General features: G+C 34.8%; 21 protein-coding genes. 9 read left to right on the forward strand and 12 right to left on the reverse strand.

The window, feature by feature from the left end; all coding sequences use genetic code 11:
- Window positions 1-635: 635 nt before the first annotated feature.
- The 5 genes from EKM60_RS09455 (at window position 636) to EKM60_RS09475 (ending at window position 5,499) form a co-directional block, all read left to right on the forward strand.
- Window positions 636-1,643 carry a D-2-hydroxyacid dehydrogenase gene (locus EKM60_RS09455; protein WP_125714841.1) on the forward strand — a complete coding sequence of 336 codons (1,008 nt, stop codon included), beginning with the start codon at window positions 636-638 and terminating at the stop codon, window positions 1,641-1,643.
- 369 nt (window positions 1,644-2,012) lie between these two features.
- Window positions 2,013-3,140, forward strand: coding sequence for a 5-methyltetrahydropteroyltriglutamate--homocysteine S-methyltransferase (locus EKM60_RS09460; RefSeq protein WP_125714843.1), 1,128 nt, complete (start codon window positions 2,013-2,015; stop codon window positions 3,138-3,140).
- An 11-nt stretch (window positions 3,141-3,151) separates the two neighbouring features.
- Window positions 3,152-4,276, forward strand: a complete 1,125-nt coding sequence (locus EKM60_RS09465; RefSeq protein ID WP_125714845.1) for a 5-methyltetrahydropteroyltriglutamate--homocysteine S-methyltransferase — start codon at window positions 3,152-3,154, stop codon at window positions 4,274-4,276.
- Window positions 4,277-4,514: 238 nt separating this feature from the next.
- Window positions 4,515-4,901: a YxeA family protein gene (locus EKM60_RS09470; protein WP_125714847.1), complete on the forward strand. Its 387-nt coding sequence runs from the start codon at window positions 4,515-4,517 to the stop codon at window positions 4,899-4,901.
- A 133-nt stretch (window positions 4,902-5,034) separates the two neighbouring features.
- Window positions 5,035-5,499 (forward strand): YbaK/EbsC family protein, encoded by a 465-nt coding sequence (locus tag EKM60_RS09475; RefSeq protein ID WP_125714850.1) that lies wholly within the window; start codon window positions 5,035-5,037, stop codon window positions 5,497-5,499.
- A 31-nt stretch (window positions 5,500-5,530) separates the two neighbouring features.
- On the opposite strand, the gene EKM60_RS09480 is transcribed toward EKM60_RS09475, so the two are convergent.
- From EKM60_RS09480 to EKM60_RS09495, 5 genes are all read right to left on the reverse strand, one after another.
- On the reverse strand, window positions 5,531-7,621 hold the full coding sequence (locus EKM60_RS09480) for an SLAP domain-containing protein (protein ID WP_164508382.1): 2,091 nt from the start codon (window positions 7,619-7,621) through the stop codon (window positions 5,531-5,533).
- A 96-nt stretch (window positions 7,622-7,717) separates the two neighbouring features.
- Window positions 7,718-7,852, reverse strand: coding sequence for a hypothetical protein (locus EKM60_RS11300; protein WP_263852824.1), 135 nt, complete (start codon window positions 7,850-7,852; stop codon window positions 7,718-7,720).
- Between the two features lie 96 nt (window positions 7,853-7,948).
- A complete protein-coding gene (locus tag EKM60_RS09485; RefSeq protein WP_125714854.1) occupies window positions 7,949-8,326 on the reverse strand; it encodes a type II toxin-antitoxin system PemK/MazF family toxin in 378 nt (125 codons plus the stop codon).
- Window positions 8,326-8,541, reverse strand: coding sequence for a type II toxin-antitoxin system PemI/MazE family antitoxin (gene mazE, locus EKM60_RS09490; RefSeq protein ID WP_125714856.1), 216 nt, complete (start codon window positions 8,539-8,541; stop codon window positions 8,326-8,328). Before mazE ends, EKM60_RS09485 begins: the two co-directional genes overlap by 1 nt.
- Before the next feature lie 119 nt (window positions 8,542-8,660).
- On the reverse strand, window positions 8,661-10,058 hold the full coding sequence (locus EKM60_RS09495; protein ID WP_125714858.1) for an MFS transporter: 1,398 nt from the start codon (window positions 10,056-10,058) through the stop codon (window positions 8,661-8,663).
- Between the two features lie 206 nt (window positions 10,059-10,264).
- On the opposite strand from EKM60_RS09495, the gene EKM60_RS09500 reads away from it, so the two are divergent.
- Both EKM60_RS09500 and EKM60_RS09505 read left to right on the forward strand, forming a co-directional pair.
- Complete coding sequence (locus EKM60_RS09500) at window positions 10,265-10,546, forward strand: type II toxin-antitoxin system prevent-host-death family antitoxin (RefSeq protein ID WP_125714860.1); 282 nt, start codon at window positions 10,265-10,267, stop codon at window positions 10,544-10,546.
- Window positions 10,543-10,896: a type II toxin-antitoxin system YafQ family toxin gene (locus tag EKM60_RS09505; protein WP_125714862.1), complete on the forward strand. Its 354-nt coding sequence runs from the start codon at window positions 10,543-10,545 to the stop codon at window positions 10,894-10,896. The genes EKM60_RS09500 and EKM60_RS09505 overlap by 4 nt, the downstream gene beginning before the upstream one ends.
- Window positions 10,897-10,976: 80 nt before the next feature.
- Here the strand turns inward: EKM60_RS09505 and EKM60_RS09510 are convergent, their stop codons facing one another.
- Window positions 10,977-11,906: a restriction endonuclease gene (locus tag EKM60_RS09510; protein WP_225427041.1), complete on the reverse strand. Its 930-nt coding sequence runs from the start codon at window positions 11,904-11,906 to the stop codon at window positions 10,977-10,979.
- Window positions 11,907-12,266: 360 nt separating this feature from the next.
- On the opposite strand from EKM60_RS09510, the gene EKM60_RS09515 reads away from it, so the two are divergent.
- Together EKM60_RS09515 and EKM60_RS09520 are read left to right on the forward strand one after the other, a co-directional pair.
- Window positions 12,267-12,674: a restriction endonuclease subunit S gene (locus EKM60_RS09515; protein ID WP_225427042.1), complete on the forward strand. Its 408-nt coding sequence runs from the start codon at window positions 12,267-12,269 to the stop codon at window positions 12,672-12,674.
- Between the two features lie 23 nt (window positions 12,675-12,697).
- A complete protein-coding gene (locus tag EKM60_RS09520; RefSeq protein ID WP_225427043.1) occupies window positions 12,698-13,342 on the forward strand; it encodes a restriction endonuclease subunit S in 645 nt (214 codons plus the stop codon).
- 38 nt (window positions 13,343-13,380) lie between these two features.
- Here EKM60_RS09520 and EKM60_RS09525 read toward each other — a convergent pair whose 3' ends face one another.
- The 6 genes from EKM60_RS09525 to EKM60_RS09550 all read right to left on the reverse strand — a co-directional run bounded on the left by EKM60_RS09525 (window position 13,381) and on the right by EKM60_RS09550 (window position 22,522).
- Window positions 13,381-14,307, reverse strand: a complete 927-nt coding sequence (locus EKM60_RS09525) for a site-specific integrase (RefSeq protein WP_125714866.1) — start codon at window positions 14,305-14,307, stop codon at window positions 13,381-13,383.
- Window positions 14,308-14,395: 88 nt separating this feature from the next.
- Window positions 14,396-15,625 (reverse strand): restriction endonuclease subunit S, encoded by a 1,230-nt coding sequence (locus EKM60_RS09530; protein ID WP_125714868.1) that lies wholly within the window; start codon window positions 15,623-15,625, stop codon window positions 14,396-14,398.
- Complete coding sequence (locus tag EKM60_RS09535; RefSeq protein WP_125714870.1) at window positions 15,618-17,267, reverse strand: type I restriction-modification system subunit M; 1,650 nt, start codon at window positions 17,265-17,267, stop codon at window positions 15,618-15,620. Before EKM60_RS09535 ends, EKM60_RS09530 begins: the two co-directional genes overlap by 8 nt.
- Before the next feature lie 8 nt (window positions 17,268-17,275).
- The gene (locus EKM60_RS09540) at window positions 17,276-20,362 is read right to left on the reverse strand and encodes a type I restriction endonuclease subunit R (protein ID WP_125714872.1); all 3,087 of its coding nucleotides are present in this window, start codon (window positions 20,360-20,362) and stop codon (window positions 17,276-17,278) included.
- A gap of 445 nt (window positions 20,363-20,807) precedes the next feature.
- The gene (locus EKM60_RS09545; protein WP_125714874.1) at window positions 20,808-21,446 is read right to left on the reverse strand and encodes an SDR family oxidoreductase; all 639 of its coding nucleotides are present in this window, start codon (window positions 21,444-21,446) and stop codon (window positions 20,808-20,810) included.
- A gap of 143 nt (window positions 21,447-21,589) precedes the next feature.
- Window positions 21,590-22,522, reverse strand: a complete 933-nt coding sequence (locus EKM60_RS09550) for an ABC transporter substrate-binding protein (RefSeq protein WP_125714911.1) — start codon at window positions 22,520-22,522, stop codon at window positions 21,590-21,592.
- Between the last annotated feature and the right edge of the window lie 44 nt (window positions 22,523-22,566).

A 22,566-nucleotide genomic window follows, 5' to 3' on the forward strand; every position in this document is an offset into this window, starting at 1 on the left:
CTTCAGATTCCACCTCGCGGTGAACACCCTTTCCCTCAACTAGTGATTCCGACTACTACGGCTCACAGTGGACTTTCACCACCAAGTTAACACCCATGCCGGGCGCACTGCGAACGTTCCAAGCCTTGGTCTTGGAACTCGATTTTGAGCTTTGCTTTCGCAAATCTCAGAATCGTCGGTGGAGTATGAACGGTTCCACCGTTCGACTCCACTTGCACAACTGGTTCCATTATTCAAACTCTTCAGCTACTATCGTGGACTATAGGAATATATATTCAGCAATATATAATTATATCCAGAAAATATTTCAAATTAAAAGTTTCTAAAGGTATCAGCATGTAAAATCGAGCCGGAGAGCGAGAGTGGGTTGGCCAGTAGTGAAAATTCTGTTAGGGCGACGCAGTCGTTCTTACAGAATGGACGTATTTTGAGATTTGCGAACCTGCAAAGCTCAAAATCGAGACTTCGGACCAAGGCCGAAGTCGTTCCCACTACAGGCCAATCCCCTCTCGCTCGTAGGCGGCAAAAAAAAATACCACTTCCATTTTTCAAAATTTGAGTTACACTAATAATCACTAACGTTTAATTAGAAAAAGATTAAATTTCTAATTAAGCTCAAAGAAAGAGGGATTTTTATGAAGATATATGTATTTGGTCTCCGTGAAGACGAAATTGAACCTTTAAACCAATGGAAAGCTGCTAACCCAGATGTTGACGTCGATTATACAGCCAACATTTTGACTGAGGAAACAGCTAACTTAGCTAAAGGTGCAGATGGTGTTGTGGCGGTACAAACGCAACCCTATAGTCGTCACGCCTTGGAGATCATTCATGACCTCGGTATCAGCAAATTCTCAGTTAGAAACGTGGGATTGGATGGATTCGATTTTAAAGATCTGAACGACTTTGGTTTTACTTTAACTTATGTCCCTGTCTATTCTCCAAACGCTATTGCTGAACACGCCTCTTTCTTAGTTGGACGCTTGCTCCGCCGTGTCCCAGAATTTGATAAGAAATTTCAGAGTGGTAATTTCAAATGGTTCCCTACTATCGGTACTGAAATCAGCGGCAAAACTGTTGGTGTCATTGGTACTGGCCATATCGGCAGTGTCTTTGCCCGTATTATGCAATTTGGCTATGGCGCTAACGTTATTGCTTACGACATTGATCCTAATCCTGCTCTAGAAAACTTAGGTATCTATGTTGATACTCTCGACGAATTACTAGAGAAGTCAGACATTATTTCGATCCATACTCCCCTAGCACCAAAAGATCATCACATGTTAGATGCTGACGCCATCGCTAAAATGAAAGATGGCGTCTATCTGATCAATTGTGCACGTGGTGGCTTATTGGACAATAATGCCTTGATCGATGGTCTGGATAGCGGCAAAATTGCCGGTGCTGGATTGGATGTACTTGAGAATGAAAATGGTATTTTCCAAAACGAATTTGACAGTGTTGAAGCGGTTAACGATCCAGTATTCCAAAACTTAGCCCATCGTGACAATGTTATCATCACGCCACATACAGCCTTCTATACTGAACGTGCTGTTCACAATATGATTTTTGATTCCATGAACGATAACAAGGCTATGATTTCTGGCAAAGAACCAAAAAATGCTGTTGATACTCACAAATAATGTTGACAAGTATTTTATCAAGGTGTAACTTATTCACCAATCAATTAAAACTTATTTAATTTTATTAGACGTTGAAGAGAAGAGTAGATTGAATTAGTAATTTGAATAGTGACCGCTAGATAGTGAAAAGGCGGAACGAACGTCAGTCGAATATGAGCTCAGAGTCTTACTTAGGTGAAAGCCAAAAGTACGCAAGGATGCGATATCATCCCGGACATGTTAGTGTCGTTGAGGTATTTTGTATAAGCAAAATATGAATTAGGGTGGTATCACGGGTGATCGTCCCTACATTACAGAGAAAATCTGTAAATGTAGGGACGATTTTTTTATTGAATAAATTTTAAAAATTATTTTTGGAGGATTTTAAATATGACTATTACAAAACAAAAAATTGGATTTCAACATGTAGGAAGTTTCTTAAGACCAGATGAATTAAAGCAAGCTAGAAAAGAATATCAAGCAGGTAAAATTGATCACGAAGCATTACGAGATGTTGAAGATGCCGCCATTTATCACTTAGTAGAACAACAAAAAGAGGCCGGATTAGATTACGCCACTGATGGTGAGTACCGACGTTCATATTGGCACTTAGATTTCTTCTGGGGCTTTGAAGGTGTCGACCATACACATAACGGCGAAGGTTACGACTTTTCAAAAGGTAGATCACGTGATGATACAGCTGTTCTAACCGATAGGATCAGTTTTGATAAGAACACTCACCCATTCATCGAAGATTTCAAATATCTAAAATCAGTAACTGATGAAGTTGGTGGCATATTACCAAAGCAAACTATCCCAGCTCCTGCTCAACTCTACCGTGAATTGACTCGTGATAAGAACCAAGAAGCCTTAGATCGTATTTATCCTGATAAAGAGCAACTATATGCTGATGTTGAAAAAGCTTATCACGATGCTCTGCTTGCCTTCTATGAAGCTGGTGCACGTGTCATTCAACTTGATGATTGCTCTTGGGGACGTCTACTGGATAGTAAATTTGTTGCCACTCCTGAAGGACAAAAACTTGTCAAAGAACGCGTTCAAGATATCTACTTAAAATTAAATAATGGCGCCGTTGAAGATCTGCCAGACGATTTAGTTATCAACACTCATGTCTGCCGTGGTAACTTCCATTCAGACTTTCTCTTCTCTGGTGGTTACGCCCCTGTTGCCGATAATCTATTCGGTCAAGAAAATGTCGATACATACTTCTTGGAATACGATTCCGATCGTGCCGGCGGCTTTGAACCACTAGCCAAAGTATCTGGTGACAAACGTGTCGTACTCGGTTTGATCACTTCTAAAAAAGGTGAATTAGAAGACCGCCAAGTCATCATCGATCGTATCAAAGAAGCTAGTCAATATTTACCATTAGACAGACTTTGGTTATCAACTCAATGTGGTTTTGCTTCAACTGAAGAAGGAAACCTCATTACACCGGAGCAACAATGGGAAAAGTTAGCACTCGTAAAATCAATTATCGAAGAAGTTTGGGGCTAGGAGGAAAAGTTATGACTATCACAAAACAAAAAATTGGATTTCAACATGTAGGGAGTTTCTTGAGGCCAGATGTTTTAAAGCAAGCTAGAAAGGATTTCTCTGACAAAAAAATCGATCAAACTGCTTTAACAACTGTTGAAAATGAAGCTATTCGTGATTTAGTAAATAAGGAGATCAACGCTGGATTAGACTATGTGACTGACGGGGAATTTCGTCGTTCATACTGGCATCTCGACTTTTTCTGGGGCTTTGAAGGTATCGAACACATCCATTATGGTGAAGGTTATGAATTTGCTCATGAAGAGACACGTGACGATACGGCCATCTTATCTGGAAAAATTAAATTTGATCCGGAAACTCATCCCTTCTTGCAACATTTCAAGTTTCTAAAATTATTAACTGATGAAACTTCTGCTGAAGCTAAACAAACTATTCCTGCCCCTGCTCAACTTTATATTGAGTTGATCCGCGGTACTAACGCTGACAAGATCAAAGAGTTCTATGATACTGATGAAGAATTATTCGCTGACATCGAAGCAGCCTATCACGACGCTATCCTTGCTTTCTATAACGAAGGAGCCCGTGTGATCCAACTGGATGACTGTTCTTGGGGATTATTCCTAGATGATAAGTTCTTAAATACTCCCGATGGCAAGGCCTATGCTGAATCAGGTATCCAAGATATTCTCTTGCAACTAAATAATGGCGCTATCAAAGATTTACCTGACGATTTAACGATTAATACCCATGTCTGTCGTGGTAATTACCATTCAGATTTTGCTTTTGCTGGAGGATATGGACCAGTTGCTGATACACTATTCGCTAACGAAAATGTTTCGACTTATTTTTTGGAATATGACTCTTCACGTGCAGGGAACTTTGAACCTTTAGCAAAAGTATCTGGTGACAAAAATGTTGTCTTAGGTTTGATCACTTCAAAAGACGGTAAATTAGAGGATCGCCAAGTTATCATCGCTCGTATCAAAGAAGCTAGTCAATTTTTACCATTAGATAGACTTTGGCTATCAACCCAATGTGGCTTTGCATCAACTGAAGAAGGCAATACCCTTTCAGAAAATCAAGAATGGGACAAGTTAAAGCTAGTTAAGTCAATTATTGGTGAAGTATGGGGCTAAGATGATTGAAACCGCTTTCAAAAAGTGTTATAAAGGAGTTGTAGAGAGTTTATAAATGTTGGAGGTGTTATTATGTGGAACTTTATTGCACATATATTCAACGGAATTGTAGACTATACCATCAACTTCGACTGGTGGGGACTAAAATAGGGGCTTACAAATCCGTAAGAGTATTGTAAGTAGAACAAATGTCTAAATAATCACAAAAGCTTTAGTATGTTCTCAGGAGGTAAGACAAATGAGAAATCTACTAAAGTTTTTATTTATATCAGTTATTGTCGCTGGAGGTATGTATTTAGCCGTCTGTATCCACGCCAAGGACAGCACCGATCAATTCTCTCAAGCGGTTAATCAATACAATTTTCTAGTTAAACGCGAACCACGTTACATCAAGATCGACAACACCAATGCTAAAGATAAGGATGGTTACGGTAATTACTACTATAACCTCACGAGTTACGACGACAATGGAAACCCGCACGAAGTAGAGTTTATGGGGATGGGAAAGTTGAAACAAAACCATTACTTACAATTAGACACTAAAGGCAGCTATGTATATTCTTATAAAGAAGTTTTCAAAAAAGACATGCCCAGTGACGTTTACACTAAACTTAATACTCAATAAAAAGCTGATAAATCAGCTTTTTTTAATGAATAAAATTAAGTAGACCAATAAATCGATTTTTCCATCAAAATTTTGTTTAATGTAGACAAACTCCTTTGATACTCGCAAAATAAATGTAGAAAGGTCGATCAATTTGGAAAATAATATCTACTTAGACAGATTAGAGGAATTACACATTCCTTATAAAACAATCAAACATCAGGCAGTATTCCATATGGCAGATCTACCTGAAATTCAGAATCAGTGCACTTTAGTAAAAAATCTATTTGTTTTCGATAAGAATAATGAAAAATACTATTTAATTTTACAGACGGCAACTGATAAATTGGATTTTAAAAAATTAGCGCAGCAATTACATACTAGCCGTAGTAGCTTGAAATTCGGTGATCCTAAAGTTTTAGAAACCGTATCAGGGATGGTAAGCCCACTGATATTAGAAGCCGATCTACCCCTTCGCATATTGGCAGATCCTAAGTTAATGAATGCAACAGATCTGGGATTTCATGCTGGAACTAATACGGAAACCATCGTTATCTCTTATCATTGTTTGTTGAATTTGATGAATTCATTGAATTATATGATTGAAGTTTTGGAGTAAAAAAGACTGATCGTTTGATCAGTCTTTTTGATTACTTATATTCTTGAACTTCACTATCTTTTACGAAACCTTCTGTCGATACACGATGATATTTTTCACCATTGATAGTCGTATAACGATCAGTCTTCCATTCGGTTGAAGATTCAAGTGCTCGATCAGTTAATTTACCAGTTGGATTAATTATTCTAGTATCCTTATCTGCATTTACACGAATCTTAGAGTCATTGTAAACATAGACATAAATATCACTAGCTTTGACCCAAGTATCAGTTGATACTCGATAATACGTTACACCATTGAGTACCATCTTCTTGTCGTTTTTCCAATCAGAGCTCGATGCTAGTTGAATATCTGGAATTAACTCACCGTCACTATTGTAGAGATTTACTGATTTATCATTGAACGTGGCCACTGTTTGATTTATATCAGTGACTTTTTTATCCGTTATAACTGTTCCACCATCGCTACCAGTGTCTGTATCTGTTGCCACATATTTACCATAGTGAACTTCAAAACCATCAAGTACCTTACCAGATAGCTCCTCTGATGGATATTGCAAACTTTTCTCGTTAATATAATTCAACAGATCATTAAAGATATTTTTCAAACTATGTGTATCGTAATTATCAACGTGAAAATATCTATTTGGCATAACGGCAAATGGCATTGGACCATCATTATTAACAAGAAAATATTTAGAAAAGTTGTCCATATGGGCAATTGATTTGCTTGGATCTAATGTAGTATTATTCTCAAATTTATCTAGATCCTTTTGACTTATCTCATTAGCAGCATCACTGAGTCCATATGGCACTTTGATCTCCAATATTTCATCTGGATGACCATCACCATATTTAACAATGACTTTAATGATATAAGGATTCAATTTCTTAACCTTAATATCCATTTCTTCCCCATCTTGGTCATCAACTTTATAAACTCGATCGACTGGATCAAGATTCAAATATCCCAAAAGGCTGATGGAACTATTAGGTATTTCATATCCAATATAACCAGAACCCTTTTTTGTAGCTACTGTATTACCCTCATCGTCTTTATAGTTAAGAGTATAGGTATTTTCTGCCAAGTTCCAAGTTGTTACAGGTAAATCAGAATTTTCATTATAATATTCAATTAATTTTGAAACTGGTTTATCGGATAAGTCACTACTCCATGATTTAAAAGAATTGCTGTCCTTACCATCAATCCCTGTTCCGCTTAAGTCTGCATTTGCCGGTAAAGTTATAGATTTTAATTTTGAAAGTTTGACATCGTTATTTCCAGAAAGGTTTAACATTGAAGCCTTATCAGTAGTTTTATTTAATGGAATTGACGAAATATCTAAACTAGAAAGATTAATAGCATTATCGAACATACCATAAGTTTTATTTAGAACGCCTTCTTTAAATTCAGCACCATTAAGCTGAGCATCTTTCAAATTAATGCAATCACTAAACATAAAGCCAATATTGCTTAACCTGTCTGCCTTTACTCCATCCATAGAGACAGATTCCAAACCTGATCTCGCAAACATAGAAGAACTGCTCTCGACATTTTTCCAATTAAACATTTTCATATCAAAACTCTTAAGAGAATCTGCGTTAGAAAACATTCTACTAAAGTCTGTAGTATCTGAAGTATCAAAACTGCCACCTAAGTTTTTGTTCATAGAAATTGATTCTAAGCCTGAAAAACTGGCAAATAATCCTGACAAACTAGGTCCAGCTTTTACTGGACCTTCAAAAACTACTGACGATACCTGGTATCTTAATTGATTATCCCTTCCCAATTGGCTGTCATAGAATACTATATCTCCAAATTTATCTACTGGAGTATTGTCCCAATCACCAGCCTCAATATGAAGAACATTTTCGGTATCTATTCTCCACTCACTACCTGTGTTTTTTTCTCTTGCTCCACCAATCCTGCCCCATTCTTGACTAGTGGCAATATTATCTTGTGCGAGTGCAACATCATTATTGGATATATCCTGAATATCATCAGCCTTTACTATATTGGGACTACTCGCTAGTACTCCAGCAACAAGTACAGCCGGTGTAATTAACAATATTTTATTATTTATGTTAGTGATTACTTTAAACTTAAACCCAGTTTTTTTCATAATTATTTCTCCCCTAATTACAAAATGTGGATATATCATGATTATAACTGGTAATACAAAAAAAGACCACCAAGCATAGGCTTGGTGATCTATTAATTATTTAGCGTCTTTTTCAGCACGGCTCTTCAAAAATTCTTTAACTTCTTGTGTTTTGTTTACGCGTTCAGCACCATTCTTAGCGTTAACGGGACGGCGGTGACCAGTATAACCTTTATGTGTATTTTGTGACATCTAGAATCCCTCCTCCCTTTTTGTATATTTCTAATTCAACCATACCATTATAATGGACGTGGCCTGTAATTTCAAGACTTACTTCATACTAGTATATCATATTCCATGGATGATATTCTCAAATGAAAAACTATCATTTATTATTTTCGCAGTTTGCATAAAATCCCGCGGATTTGATCTCTCAACAAACTGAATATCTCTATCAGAAGAAATAAAATCAATTGTCCTAAATTGTATAGCATTTATTTGCCCTGATATTTTTCTAGCATGTATATCTACATACATTAAAGAATCTCTTATCGTACTAGTTATAGGGCATATAGCAATATATCCGGTTTTACTATTATATTGATCAGAAGACATAACGATAGCCGGCCTTCTTTTCTTAATTTCTCTACCTACTGAAGGATCAAAATTTAAAAAAATTAAGTCGCCTTGATGTGGGGTATATCCATGATATGCATAACTAGACATCACAGACTCTCCCTTCCATAAGAACTATTTCCTAACAGATCTCGTGAAGGTCTTAAGTCCTCACTATCAGAACCTGTAAATATATTTTCAGCCTTAGGGGTAAATATCAAATTACCTTCTGAATCCGCCATTGCCATATATTCACGTCCTGCTGGTATTTTAAATTCAGATGGAATGCTGATAACAATTGAATTACCTTGTTTTCTTGTTTTCATTATTCACTCCTCCATTCTATGTATTCACATAGTAACATCCAGTAATTACACAATCAAATAATAGACCATCAAAAAAAACCAACTAAATTATCTTTAGCTGGTTTCTTTAATATTTAAATTTAATTTTTAGAATGGACTCTGAAAGCCAATAAGAAACCAAGGATAGCTAATACTAAAGTAAAGGCAAATCCATAGTGTGCACCTTGAGTGAAGGCCAAAGCAGTTGAATGTCCGCCATTAGCGAAGAAATTGCTTTGTCCAGTACTCAATAAGATCGTAGCGATACCAGTTGCGACAGCACCGATAACTTGTTGGAACGTATTGATAATAGCAGATCCGTCAGCAGATTGATATTCATCAAGTGAGTTCAATCCATAAGTTTGTGATGGTGACATTGCTAGTGGAACACCGATCATTAAGACGATATGTGCCACAATAATGTAACCTAATGAACTATTTGAGTTACTTAATAGGAACATAACCGCTCCAATTGCTGAAACCAAGAATCCTAAACGTGACATCCATTTAGCACCAATACTATCGTATGCACGTCCAGCCAAGAATGAGACCAAGGCATTGACGATACCACCTGGCAACATAACCATACCTGTTAAGGCAACGGCCACTCCCAGTCCATTTTGTAAGTACATTGGCAAAATATACATAGCTGATAATGTAATACCGAAGTTTAACATAACTAAAATAGAACCAGTAACGAATTCAGGCTTGCTCAAAACAGCGAAGTCTAAAGTTGGTGTTTCTGCGTGTAATTGTTGTCTGATATAAATAACTAAGAAAATAAGGCCAATAACCAACGCAATCAAGGCCACTGGAATACTCTTTGTTAGGAAGCTAACTCCAAAAACAATCAAACCAAAACTGATTGTTGAAAGAAGAATGGCCAACCAGTCGACTTTTGGCTTAGTGACATCAAAGACATTAACCAGATTCTTTTCCATGAAGATCAAACCGATCACTAAGAAAATAATGAATGACCAGAAAATGAATCTCCATGACGATACACCCAAGATGATACCGGAAATTGTAGGTCCAATAGCAGGTGCAAACATGATAACCAATGCAGCTACACCAAGAGCAGCCCCCAATTTATTAGGTGGGAAAATTCTCATAGCGATTGAGAACATCAATGGCAAAATAATCCCAGTTGCGATACCTTGAATCATTCTACCGACCAATAATATAGGAAAGTTCATTGCGACAGCCGCAATAATTGATCCTACGATAAAGTCGATCAAACCGAATCTAACCAATCCCCTAGTTGAAAAATGCTTTGTTAATAAACTTGATAATGGTAAGACGATGGCAATGACCAACATGTAACCCGTGACCAACCATTGAGCCGTACCAGTTTCGATTGAAAAAGCTTTCATGATAGATGGCAAAGCAATGTTTAGTGAAGTTTCGCTGAACATCCCCACGAATCCACCAATTAAGACACCCATTAAAGCAAGATATGGGTGTTCTACTTGTTCACCCATAGTTTGAGTTTTACTCATAAAATACCTCCAAATTTGTTGCAACAGTTGATTAATATACCAGAAAAAAAATGTTTTCGTAAGTTTTTTCTGAAAATAGTTTTGTTTTGGTATGAAACTGATGATATTTAAAGGTATAAATAGGTGATGAAGCCTTAAATTATATAATTAATGTATCCCACATGGTACAATAACAAGTACAAGAAGACGTACAAGGAGGAATGACTATGACTTTTGCAGTAACACAAAGTGATTTTAGAGAACATCTAAAAGAGTATTTGGATAGTGTAAATGATGACGATGAGATTGTTTATATCGCTAGGTCAAAGAGCCGTACAGCAGCCGTTATCTCTCAGGAAAAATTAAATTGGTACGAAAGTATCGCACGGTCCAAAGAAGATTCTCTAGAATATGCAATTGCTAGAGATAAACTCATTCGTCATAATGACATGCAAGATGACAAAGTAGTGGAATCTGATGATAAATATTGGGGACAATTCACTAAATGAAAAAATTAAAATTCAAACCACGTGATACATTTAATATTGATTTAAAAAAATTAGCTAGTTTGGATAGAACAATTATTTCTGAAATAAGATCTGCAATTGATATTCTATTAGAAGACCAGGAATTACCAGAAGAATTTAAAGATCATGAATTGAAAAGACGTATGACAGGTTATCGCGAATTCCATGTACGAGATGCCCCATCTGGAAAAGCCCCCACTGACGTTAACGATATATTGGTTATTTACACGATTGATAAGGATGAATTGATCCTAATTGCAATACGTGCGGGATCACATTCAAGATTGTTTCCAGGATCAAATAGCTCTGAAAAATTTCATAAAAAAATATAAAAACACCGCCAATAGAAGTTTATGATGACTTCTAAGACGGTGTTTTTTTAAAATTATCACGAAAACTGTAAATCAATTAATCAATTCTCAAAAAAGTCTTCATCAATTTCAAACAATTCAAAACTATTTTTAACTTGAACACCTACGTGATATTGAAGCATCAACTCCGTCAACTGAATACCATCAATCAATACAATTGAGAATCCTTTAGCTGTCTCAATAGCATTTCTAGAGAAGCTTGAAGTAGTTATAAAGACACCACGATCAGCATGAATACGTGATAATGATCCGAAAAATGCATCAATCATAGGACGTTGAACGATATTATCTGAATTATATCTTTTAGCTTGAATATAAATTGTATTCGTGCCTAATGCATCTTGATTGATAACACCATCAATTCCACCGTCGTTAGTACTTTGAGTTACTTTAGAATTACCATTTGGACCACGATATCCCATAGCCACTAATAGTTTGACTACTAAATTTTCAAAGAATCTAGGATCTGATGCTTGTATTCTGCTTAATAGATCTGATGCTACTTGATTGTTGTAACTTGTGACGGTATCCGCAACATTTTCCGAGATATTTTCAAAAGTTTCAGAACCACTTTGTTTAACATTAATATTACTTCTCGCATTTCGTTCTTTTAGCTCTTTAACATGTTCTACATATTTAAACTGACTATGAATAACTTCACGATCAACATTGGCTCCTTCATTAAATAACTTTTTACCTAGAGATGTGATTTTATAAACACCTCGTTTAGGTCTATCAAAAAGTCCCGCCGTATATGATTCGCTAAGTCCCCAACCAACTCTATCTTCAATCATATTATCCATATTTGAAATATTATAAGTGACATTACGAAGTTCATCTGGCAAGCCTATTGCATCTGATGCCATTTTCTTCAAATCTCTACCTATATGCTCTTTACCATCCAAAGTTAAATATAGAAGAACTGGAACCATGGCATCCCACGTAGGCATACCATTTTTACCCATTTTCATATTCCTATAATCAAAGTCCATAATAACTTGCCCACTTTATTTTTAACCATAGTATATAAAAGTTACTGTAATTGGATTTTTCTTTAAAAATATATTGATAGTATTTAAATTCACTCTTTAAATCAATAAGTTTTATGAATCAATAACGGTTACGTTTGAAATTAGTAATGTTACTTTGACAACCTCAACCAACCAAACAATTTTAAAAAATAATACCAACAGATAATAAACTGTTCATAAGTGAGTAATTAACAAATATGGCAGAGCTTTTAGTCAAAATATTAAATAAAATTTACTTAAAATTGGGAACAGCATTCGTTAGGCAACATAGTAAAACGCATTACAAGAAAGAATACAAATTTGGATTCAACATTGCCACTTACAATTTCTGCACAAAAAGGATTAATAGATCAAGAAAGCTTTTTTGATAAAAAAATTGCTAGTAAAGATGTCAGTGGATATTATCTGATAAAGAAAGGAGAATTTGCCTACAATAAATCGTATTCAAATGGATATCCATGGGGAACAATTAAACGACTAGACAGATATGATATGGGCGTCCTTTCTACTCTTTATATTGTTTTTGTACCAACAAAAGTAAATAGTAACTTTCTAACAAAGTATTATGACACCACTTACTGGTATCGCGAATTATCCATGAACGCATCTGAAGGAGCTAGGAACCATGGGCTACTTAATATATCACCGTCGGACTTTTTTAACACAAAGCTGACAATCTCTCAAACTCATGAAGAACAAAAAAAATAGGTAATTTCATTTCACGTTTAGATTTGTTAATTGATCTTCAACAACGGGAACTCGACTTATATAAAAAATTAAGAAAAGGTCTTTTACAAAAACTATTCCCTTCAGATGGGGAAAATGTACCAATTGTGAGATTTGCTGATTTTGATGAAAATTGGAAGCAGTATAAGCTACACCAGATATTTCAATATGAACAGCCAAGTAAATACATAGTTACTTCAACTGACTATAATACAAATTATGAAATACCAGTTCTTACAGCTGGAAAAAGTTTCATTTTAGGTTATTCTAATGAACATTATGGTATTAAAAGCGCAAATAAGAATAATCCAATTATTATTTTTGATGATTTTACTGTTGGAATGCACTATGTTGACTTTCCGTTCAAAGTGAAAAGTTCAGCAATGAAACTTATTAGCTTAAAATCTAATGATAATAATTCTATTTTTATGTATTACATCCTAAAGAAAATACATTATGTTCCACAAGGACATGAACGACAATGGATTTCAAAGTTTTCTCAATTTGATACTTTAATTCCTTTTACCTCTGAACAAAATAAAATAGGTGATATACTGAATAATATTGATAAACTTTTAAAGTCACGAAAATACAAACTGAATGAAATTTCTATGTTAAAAAAATACTATCTCCAAAAACTGTTCATCTAAATAAAGCTCACATGACATTCCTTGTCATGTGAGCTTTATTACATTAACTTAGACATTTGAAACATTATCTTTTCACTATCTTGTGTTTCTAATTCCTGAATAATATGAAGGTATGTATTTTGTGTAGTTGTCATATTGGCATGTCCTAATCGACGTGCAACACTTGCAATAGATACTCCAGCAAACAGAAGTAATGATGCATGTGTATGTCTAAGTCCATGTACTGTGATCACTGGAATATTAGCATTTATACAAAGAACTGCCAATCTATTATTAATAGTTGAATTGAATATTCGTTGTTTTACAAAAATAGGCTGATCCTGCGGTAATTCTTTTATCATTTGAGAGAATTGCATCGCCATTTGCCAATCTATTTGCACTTTTCTAACTGATGATGGATTCTTAGTTGGTTGAAACCCACCATTAGTAGCACGATAATTCCAAGTTTTACTTACATTTAAAAGTTGTTTTGTAAAATCAAAATCATTTGGTGTTAATGCCAGGGCTTCTGCAAATCGTAGACCAGTTTTGGCAACTAATAGGATGTACCAATCCCAATTGATTGTATAACCTAAATCCAGTTGTCTAATTAACTGTTGTAATTCGTATTGATTTAGAAATTTAGGTTTCTTAACACTAGGCTTTTTACCTTTAATAATAATTTTGCGAGTGGGATTCTGCGTTATTAATCCTTCGTCAAGAGCATCCATTATCGCACCTTTTACTTGGTGATGAAAATCCTTGGTAGTTTGTTTTTCATGATCCAAAGCATATCCATTAATTAATTCTTGATAACTTCGTCTCGTTAAATCACATAATCGTAGATTGGGCGCTAATTTGGTAACCCATTTTAAACTCATATAATATTTATCCAATGTGACTGATCGAATTGCATTAACCTTGTATAAGTTAATCCACTCTTCGTAATACTTATAGAATAGCTGAGATGATTTAGTTTTACGCACAAAAAAACCTCCAAATAATTTTTGGTATATAGGTACCACTGTTTATTATCCGGAAGTTTTATTTTAATACAGTCATATATCCAAAACGTCAAACAAAAAGTTTTTGAAGATAGTATTTTTTTATTAAATTTAGTTCTCCCATCCTTCCTTTTTGCAAATCAATAATGTTATTAATATTATTCAATAATTCACCTATGTTTCTTTGCTCTTCAATTTTTGTAACCGGAACATTCATGTCCATTACTTTATTCTTTGAAATATTATATCGTGAAATACCTTGTGCCAATATAATAAATTTTTTCCTTATTGATGGTGATCGCAGCATAAAAGCCCAGTAATAGGGAGAAAATGGTATTTCTAGGTTATATCCAAAACAGAAACTATTAAGATAGATATTTTCCGCTTTTTCAAGCCATATGGATGACATTCCCACCTCTTCGGGTGTTTCTGATGAAGTCGTGAATAGTATATTTCCATATTTCAATTGATATTGTTTTGAATCAATTTCAACACTTTCGACCATATTTGGATTTGAAATAGGATTACTAAATACGTTCATATAGGTAACAAATTTAGCATCCCCATGTCCAAAATCTTTTTTTGTTTTCCCACTTAAACCAGCAAATGTTTTGCCTATTTCTCCCAACTTACGCTTCTTCCAATCTTCATCAAAATCAGCAAATCTCACAATTGGTACATTTTCCCCATCTGAAGGGAATAGTTTTTGTAAAAGACCTTTTCTTAATTTTTTATATAAGTCGAGTTCCCGTTGTTGAAGATCAATAAATTTGTCTATTTTTTTGAATAATTTACCAATTGTATTTTGTTCTTCTATTGATGGAAAATCCATTATCATTTTTGATAGTTGTTTTCCAGAAATTTCAAGGAAAGTAGATCCGGCACCGTTAATTTCACCATACCTTTTCAATTCATTAGTACGAGAAAAAATAAAATAAGTGTCTAATGTTCCATCATGAGGGACAATCGACTGAAAACCTTGGTTGGTAGTTCCAGGTTCGGATAAAATAGCGGTATTCCCAATACCTGCACGAGAGGTAAATAAAACAGTATCTCTGGGAAGCATATGTGCGGAGCTTTTTTCTAATCCTAATTTAGTTATCTTTTTTTTACTACTAACCATATATGAGTTTTCACCAATTTCAGCTGGAGAATACCAATTTATATTCCCATTCCAAAATTTTTCATTTGATGTATTCGGAGTTCCTCCTCCGACAATTTTCGCTACATCTCCCAACTTACGCAGTTCCCAATCATCAGTAAATCCCTTAAGCCGTACCTCCGGCACACGTTTATCCATTATGTTTCACCTCATCATCTAGCATAGAAATGAAGTCATTGAGATCATTTTGTATTTTTTCATCAGAAGAAGTGAGTTCTTTCATCATTGAAAGTAACTCCTTTTTATTTTCTTCAATTTTTTTATTATTTTCTTTTATTTCTTTTGTTATCTCTCCTAAATCAATTTCTGGTTCAGGTTCAAAAGTATCTACATATCTTGGTATATTCAAATTGAAATCATTCTCTTCAATTTGATCCATTGCTGCAACATGAGCGTATTTATCAACATCTTTTCGATCATTATATGTATCAACAATCTTGTTAATATCTTCATCACGAAGAAGATTTTGGTTCTTTCCTTTTTCAAAATCACTACTTGCATCAATAAATAGAACATCTCTATTTATTTTATTTTTCTTCAATACCATAACAACAGTTGGAATACCCGTTGAATAGAACAGTCCTGCAGGTAGTCCAATAATTGCGTCAATTTGATTTTTCTCCAATAAAGCACGGCGGATTTTTTCTTCCTTAGCACCACGGAATAAAACACCATGTGGCAAAACGATTGCCATTGTTCCTTTAGAACTTAGATGATATAAGCCATGCAATAAGAATGAATAATCTGCCTTTGTCTTTGGAGCTAGGCCACCATAATCCTTAAAACGTGGATCCTTCATTTTATTATCATTATTATCCCAGTGTGCTGAATAAGGAGGATTTGCGACAACCATATCAAAGCTTCTTGGATGATCAATACCTTGTGAGTCAATTCCATCAGGCCAATCGCTTTCCAATGTATCCGCATTACGTAAATCCATGTTCATGTATGAAACATCATGCATCATCAAATTCATACGAGCCAGGTTATATGTTGTTGTGTTTAGTTCTTGTCCATAATAAAATAGACGACGATTTTTAATTTGTTCCTGAACCGTTAACAATAATGAACCTGAACCACAGGCAAAGTCATAAACACTTGGCTTGGTTTCTTCTGGATCTAACCCTTGAACAACTAATTTAGCTAAAACTTCAGATACTTGGTGAGGCGTATAGAATTCTCCAGCCTTCTTACCTGAATTACCAGCAAATTGAGCAATTAGAAATTCATAAATATCACCTAAAATATCGTGACCATCATCATCTTTATACTGAACTTCATCAACTAAATTAACGATTTCTGTCAGCGCCTTAGCACGTGCAGCAGTCGTTTGACCTAAACGAGAATTACCAAGATTCATGTCAGCAAAGACACCGTGGAAATCTTGCTTAGCATTTGTATTCAAATCAACATTGTGATTAAAGTCATCTAACATATCTTGAAAGTCTGATGGTGCAATGGAATTGTCATTTACTTTATCAACAATCGTTTGCCAAGTATATTGTGGAGCAATTGCATAACCTAAAGAATCAGCAAGATCTTCAAGATAATCAGCTAAGTCATCCCCATTAGCTTGTTCTGCATATGCTTCATTAACACTTTGACCTCCAGCAACATCTAACAAATCATTTTGGACCATTCTCTGTTCCTGATGTTCTGATAAATAACGATAAAACATAAATCCTAAAATATAGTTTCTATATTCGCTGGCATCCATATTGCTACGAAGTCGATTGGCCATTTCCCATATTTGACTGGTAATTTCTTGTGCTTTACTCATAATTTCTCCTAATATTTCTCAACAATTTGATCAGCAAATTTCTTAAAACTTCTTCTCAAATGTGTTCTATATTTAATTTTTGACAAATCTCTAACATGTTCGGCATCAGCATCATCTATATAAACAGTGGATCCTTCTTTAACAATTTGATCTAAAATACCATTTATATTCAAATCATCTGCAGATTTAACGTGGTTTTCAATAATTTTATTAATTGACTGTGAGGAATCAATATCTGCTAATCCCCAAGTCTTTTTATATTCAAAAATATCATTTCTTAAGCGCATATTATTTTGACCTGTAACCAAGTTCTTTATATCTTTTTGATTAACAGGATAATCATAGTCTTTAACATTTCCCTTTAGCACATCATCAGTAAATTGATTAATCTGTTCTGCGTATTTACGATCATCAACTTTATCGGAGATTGTCTTAATCTCCTCGGCAGTTTTATTAGCGGACTCCAAATCGTCCTCGTGATATTGATTCATCAAGTCTGCAATTAACTCTTCCAAATAATCGTAATTCACTTGAATTTCTTTGACATGTTCCATCTTCAAATCAATTTGAGATACATCAACATTGTGATAGATAGCCATTTTTTGTTTAACATCATTAGTTAAGGTAGTTGTTAATACTTCTTCTGTATCAACATCTATCCCTAATTCATCCAAAAGTTTTTCAGGCTTTTTATCATCATACTTGTCATCTTGCTTAATCATAGACATCAAGTGATTATATTGACGTAAACTAGAATACATTTCTTCCACTTTATTTTGACTATCGGGCGTTCTACTAAAGTCATCTGAATAATTTGCTAATTGATCAACAACTTTCTTTAGGTCCTGTTTAATATCCTCATATGGTTTTTCAATTACATCATCAGTAATACCTGGAAGTTCAATCTGAATATTCGCTGAATCTCGATTTGCATATGTAGCTAATGCTTTTTTCATAAGTACTTCTGTATGATGTGGCCAACGATAATTGACTATTCGTCCAAATGGCTTTGTTTGCATATCATAAACTCTATTAGTTCTTGAGTATGCTTGAATCAAAGCTGCTCCTTGCAAGGTTCTATCAACATATAAAGTGTTCATTTGTGGTGCATTGAAACCTGTTAGCAACTGATCGACGACAATAACAATATCAAAATATTTACCATCGCTAATTGTTCTATTTAATCTTGAAACAACTTGAGCTGTATATTCTTTTACTTGAGTATCATCAAAACTAGTTCCAAATTCTTCATTATAATCATTCATGACCTCACGTAAGGAATCATTATTTTTCAATTGTTTATCGCTATTTGAAGTATCCTGACTAAATGTTATTCCAACTTTTAGTGGCTTATCTAATTCAGAATTTCTACGCTTAAATTCATGATAGTATTTCATAGCCATTGGTGTGGATGCTTTTCCACCACCAACATGCGTTGTAAATAAGGCATTATATTCACCATTACGTGACCGCTTATTCCAATTTTTAATAATATCATCTACAACTAACTCGACATGTTTAGGATTATCATCATAAACCGATGGCTTAACCGTATCATCCATATCATCATCGGCCATATTATCAATTTTTGCTTGAACGTCTTCATCAGACATCTTTGGATAACGACTCTTAAAATATTCTGGTAAATATTGTTCACGTAGAACTGAATCAGATAATGTCGTTTCAAAATCAACCTTAAATCCGAGTACATTTCCATCAGCAATCGCATCACGAATTGTATACGCATGAATCAAATCACCAAAAACTTCACTCGTTGTTGGATGGACTTCAAAAACCGGTGTACCTGTATAACCTATCCAAGCAGATTTTCTAAATCCGCCCTTAATACGTTTCAACATATCACCAGAGGTAGAGCGATGAGCTTCATCAACAATGAAGACGATATTTTTATCAATTCGTTTAAAGTTTTTATCACGGACCATTGCATCCATCTTTTGAGTAGAAGTAACTATAATTCCGTTACCATTCTTCTTTAACTTACGTTCCAGTACCCAACGATTTGATGTATCTGTTACTACACCACCATTACTATCATCTGTATTTTCTGGATCATAAGCTTTATATTCATCAACTGTTTGATTAGTTAAAGCAACACGATCAACTAAGAAAATAACTTTATCCACATTAGGTAATCTTGATGCCAACCAAGCAGCTTTAAAGGAACTGATTGTTTTACCAGAACCTGTTGTATGCCATACATAGCCAGCACCCTGTTCATCAATTCCAAAAGTATGCTGACGTAACTTTCTAATTACTCTCTGAGTTGCATAAACCTGATATGGGCGCATAACTTTAATCATTTGGTGTCTAGGTGTTCCATCAAGAATCATATAATTAGTCGCCATTTGATGAGACATAGGAATAGATAGCATATTATTAGCGAATTCTTTCCAATCAAATACCGGTTTATTGTCATCCGCTCTTTGCCAACGAAAAGCAAAGTCAGTATTAAATTTGTCAGCAGTTGAATTTGCCATATATCGACTATCATGCGGAGTAATTGCTACCAATATTTGAAGAGTTGAGAAAATATCAGAATATTGATTTTCTTCAATATACTGATGCATTTGATTTAATGCTTCTTTAGCATCATGACCATCCGCTTTTTCCTCAATTTGAATTATGGGTAATCCATTTATTAATAAAGTAGTATCAAAACGACGATTTTTACGACCAGGAATAATTGCTGGTCGTTCAATTTGATTTACGATTTGGTAAATGGTATCTCCAGCACCGATATTATCTTGATCAAAAATCTTCAAATAAACATGCTGTCCATCGTCACGATCAATTTCTACTTGGGAGATTCCATTCATACCATATAAAAATTGACCAGCTTGATACGGAGTTTCAAGTTGTCCAATAATCATTTGAATCTGCTTAAATTCTGCATCAGAAAGAGGCTTATCTAATCTATCTTGATTGTGTTGTTCAACAATACTTTTAAAGTTTCCCCATAAATCATCAGTCGTTTTAATTTGGTCATTATAGTCCCACTGCTTTGTTCCACCCAAATTAACTAAATAGTCTATTAATTTATTTTCAAATTGTAATTCGTTGACTTCTACACTCATGATATATCCCTCATAAATTCCCTAAATTAAATAAAATTCACATTTTACATAACATTTACCTAAAATTAACCAACTTGATTATATCAAAAAAGACGACCCTCTTTCGAAGATGTCGTCACTTATCTAAAGTATCAATAATAATAGGAAGAAAAATATTATTTTAAATTTTGGCTTTGATCTAGAAATATATCCAGCCGAAGGCGTAGAAGATATCCATAAGCAGTGACAATGGCGTTAGGACAGCGATTTTCTGTCCTTACACCATGAATGATTTCGAGATTTGCAAAGCAAAACTCAAAATCGAGATCCCAGACCAAGGCTGGGATCGGTTCCACAGCGATGGACATCCTCTACACCGTAGGCGACAGTTTTTATTACTATTTAGAGTAAAAAAAGAGACCAGATTATAAAAAATCGAGTCTCTTTTACTACCTATATATAATTATTAATACCAAGCAGGTTTGTCACCGTCAGTATTAGGTTTGTTAACACCTAGTGATTCTCTAACATGCTTGTCAGGTGCTTGAGTAAGATCAACAACCAATTGTGCGATTGACTTTCTTGAAACCTCAGTACCCTTAAATGTTTCACCCTTTTGAGTGAGTTCAAAATCAACTTCGTCTTTGTCTGTTAACCAAGCTGGACGAATGATCGTATAGTCAAGATCTGAATCTTCCAGTACTTTAGCTGCTGCAGCATATGTTGTAATGTAATTTCCAAGTGTACTATTATTCCACTCACCAAACTTACCAGGAACTTCGTCATAAATACCCAAAGTTGAAATCCAAATCAAACGTTTCTTGCCTGCAGCGTGCATTGCTTCAACGACTGCTTTGGCTTGATCCTCAATATTGCCACCCGCTAAGTTAGCATAAACGACATCGACATCTTTCATTGAATCTTCCAGTGTTTTGACATCAGTAACATCCCCGCCAATTATTTCAACTAAATCATTCTTAATATCGCGTAAACGTTCTGGTCTTCTAAGATACAATTTTAAGCTGTTACCAGTTGAATCCAAGAAAATATCCTCTGCCAAACATGCAATCTTTCCATTTGCTCCCAAAATCAATACTTTAGCCATAATATTCCTCCTATATTCCTGTTCATACCTAATATAGTTGAGGTTGGCCTTTAATACAAAAAATGTTTCTCGCAAAATTAGTGATAGACATAAAATTGACAATAATATGTTTATTTTTTAATACATATAATTATTTGTCCCCACTACTTGGTAATATCCTTCAAAACGTTGTCAATCATTTCTGTATAGGCAATTGGGCCTTTATATTGCCAGCTAGAATCATCACCGTACTGGAATAATTTATCATTTTTTACAGCTGAAATATTTTGCCAAATAGGATCTTTAAACATTGAAGCATCTTTGTCGCTATTAACTAAGAAAATATAATCTGCGTCCAATTTAGCTAATTTTTCCAATGAAACAGCTGACCAATCAGCAGTAGCTTTTTTAGAAACTTGTTTGACTAAGTCTGGTTCTTTCAATTTCAAATCACCATATAATAATGACCCACTGGCCGATTTGTCACTAACGATAAAAGCCGAGTTATTCGTTACCCAGAGTACCGCAACAGACTTGTTCGGTGCTGACTCTTCTAGTTCTGAACGTGCCGATTTGACTTTCTTATCGTACTTCTTCAAAACCTTCTTAGCTTTATCAGTCTTATTTACTGCTTTGGCTACATCTAAGAATTGTGCTCGCCAACTGACATCATTCCCATTTTTAACAACATATGTTGGCGCAATTTTCTTATACTGATTGTATTTGCCATTAGCGACAGCACTATCTGTTCCCATCAAGATAAGATCTGGTTTGGCCTTAGTCACGGACTCATATGGTAGAGAATAGTCGATCAAAGGAACTTTCTTCAGATCTTTGTTCAAATATTCTTGAGTTCCGGAGCCATTTTTAACTGACCATTGAACAACTGGCTTAACACCAACAGCTACTAAATAATCTTCCAAATAACTTCCTACAACGCGCTTTGGATGCGCGGGTATACTAACTTTATGATCCATGGAATCGGTCAAAGTTCTAGTTGAACTTTCTTTTGAACTATTGCCACAAGCCGTTAAAAACACCGCCAGTAGTAGTGTCAAATATACCGATACTCTAACAAATTTACTTTTCTTCAAAATTACCTTCCCCCAATTCCAAAATATAATTAGATTATCTGTGAAAA

This window comes from Companilactobacillus kedongensis (assembly GCF_003946625.1).
Lineage (GTDB): Bacteria > Bacillota > Bacilli > Lactobacillales > Lactobacillaceae > Companilactobacillus > Companilactobacillus kedongensis.

What these genes read in the sequence shown, in the direction of transcription:
- EKM60_RS09540 (WP_125714872.1), bottom strand. Translation starts at nt 20,362, where the DNA reads ATGAGTGTAGAAGTCAACGAATTACAATTTGAAAATAAATTAATAGAC.
- EKM60_RS09455 (WP_125714841.1), top strand. Translation starts at nt 636, where the DNA reads ATGAAGATATATGTATTTGGTCTCCGTGAAGACGAAATTGAACCTTTA.
- EKM60_RS09460 (WP_125714843.1), top strand. Translation starts at nt 2,013, where the DNA reads ATGACTATTACAAAACAAAAAATTGGATTTCAACATGTAGGAAGTTTC.
- EKM60_RS09480 (WP_164508382.1), bottom strand. Translation starts at nt 7,621, where the DNA reads ATGAAAAAAACTGGGTTTAAGTTTAAAGTAATCACTAACATAAATAAT.
- EKM60_RS09505 (WP_125714862.1), top strand. Translation starts at nt 10,543, where the DNA reads ATGAAAAAATTAAAATTCAAACCACGTGATACATTTAATATTGATTTA.
- EKM60_RS09485 (WP_125714854.1), bottom strand. Translation starts at nt 8,326, where the DNA reads ATGTCTAGTTATGCATATCATGGATATACCCCACATCAAGGCGACTTA.
- EKM60_RS09530 (WP_125714868.1), bottom strand. Translation starts at nt 15,625, where the DNA reads ATGGATAAACGTGTGCCGGAGGTACGGCTTAAGGGATTTACTGATGAT.
- EKM60_RS09495 (WP_125714858.1), bottom strand. Translation starts at nt 10,058, where the DNA reads ATGAGTAAAACTCAAACTATGGGTGAACAAGTAGAACACCCATATCTT.
- EKM60_RS09510 (WP_225427041.1), bottom strand. Translation starts at nt 11,906, where the DNA reads ATGAAAATGGGTAAAAATGGTATGCCTACGTGGGATGCCATGGTTCCA.
- EKM60_RS09470 (WP_125714847.1), top strand. Translation starts at nt 4,515, where the DNA reads ATGAGAAATCTACTAAAGTTTTTATTTATATCAGTTATTGTCGCTGGA.
- EKM60_RS09500 (WP_125714860.1), top strand. Translation starts at nt 10,265, where the DNA reads ATGACTTTTGCAGTAACACAAAGTGATTTTAGAGAACATCTAAAAGAG.
- mazE (WP_125714856.1), bottom strand. Translation starts at nt 8,541, where the DNA reads ATGAAAACAAGAAAACAAGGTAATTCAATTGTTATCAGCATTCCATCT.
- EKM60_RS09465 (WP_125714845.1), top strand. Translation starts at nt 3,152, where the DNA reads ATGACTATCACAAAACAAAAAATTGGATTTCAACATGTAGGGAGTTTC.
- EKM60_RS11300 (WP_263852824.1), bottom strand. Translation starts at nt 7,852, where the DNA reads ATGTCACAAAATACACATAAAGGTTATACTGGTCACCGCCGTCCCGTT.
- EKM60_RS09535 (WP_125714870.1), bottom strand. Translation starts at nt 17,267, where the DNA reads ATGAGTAAAGCACAAGAAATTACCAGTCAAATATGGGAAATGGCCAAT.
- EKM60_RS09545 (WP_125714874.1), bottom strand. Translation starts at nt 21,446, where the DNA reads ATGGCTAAAGTATTGATTTTGGGAGCAAATGGAAAGATTGCATGTTTG.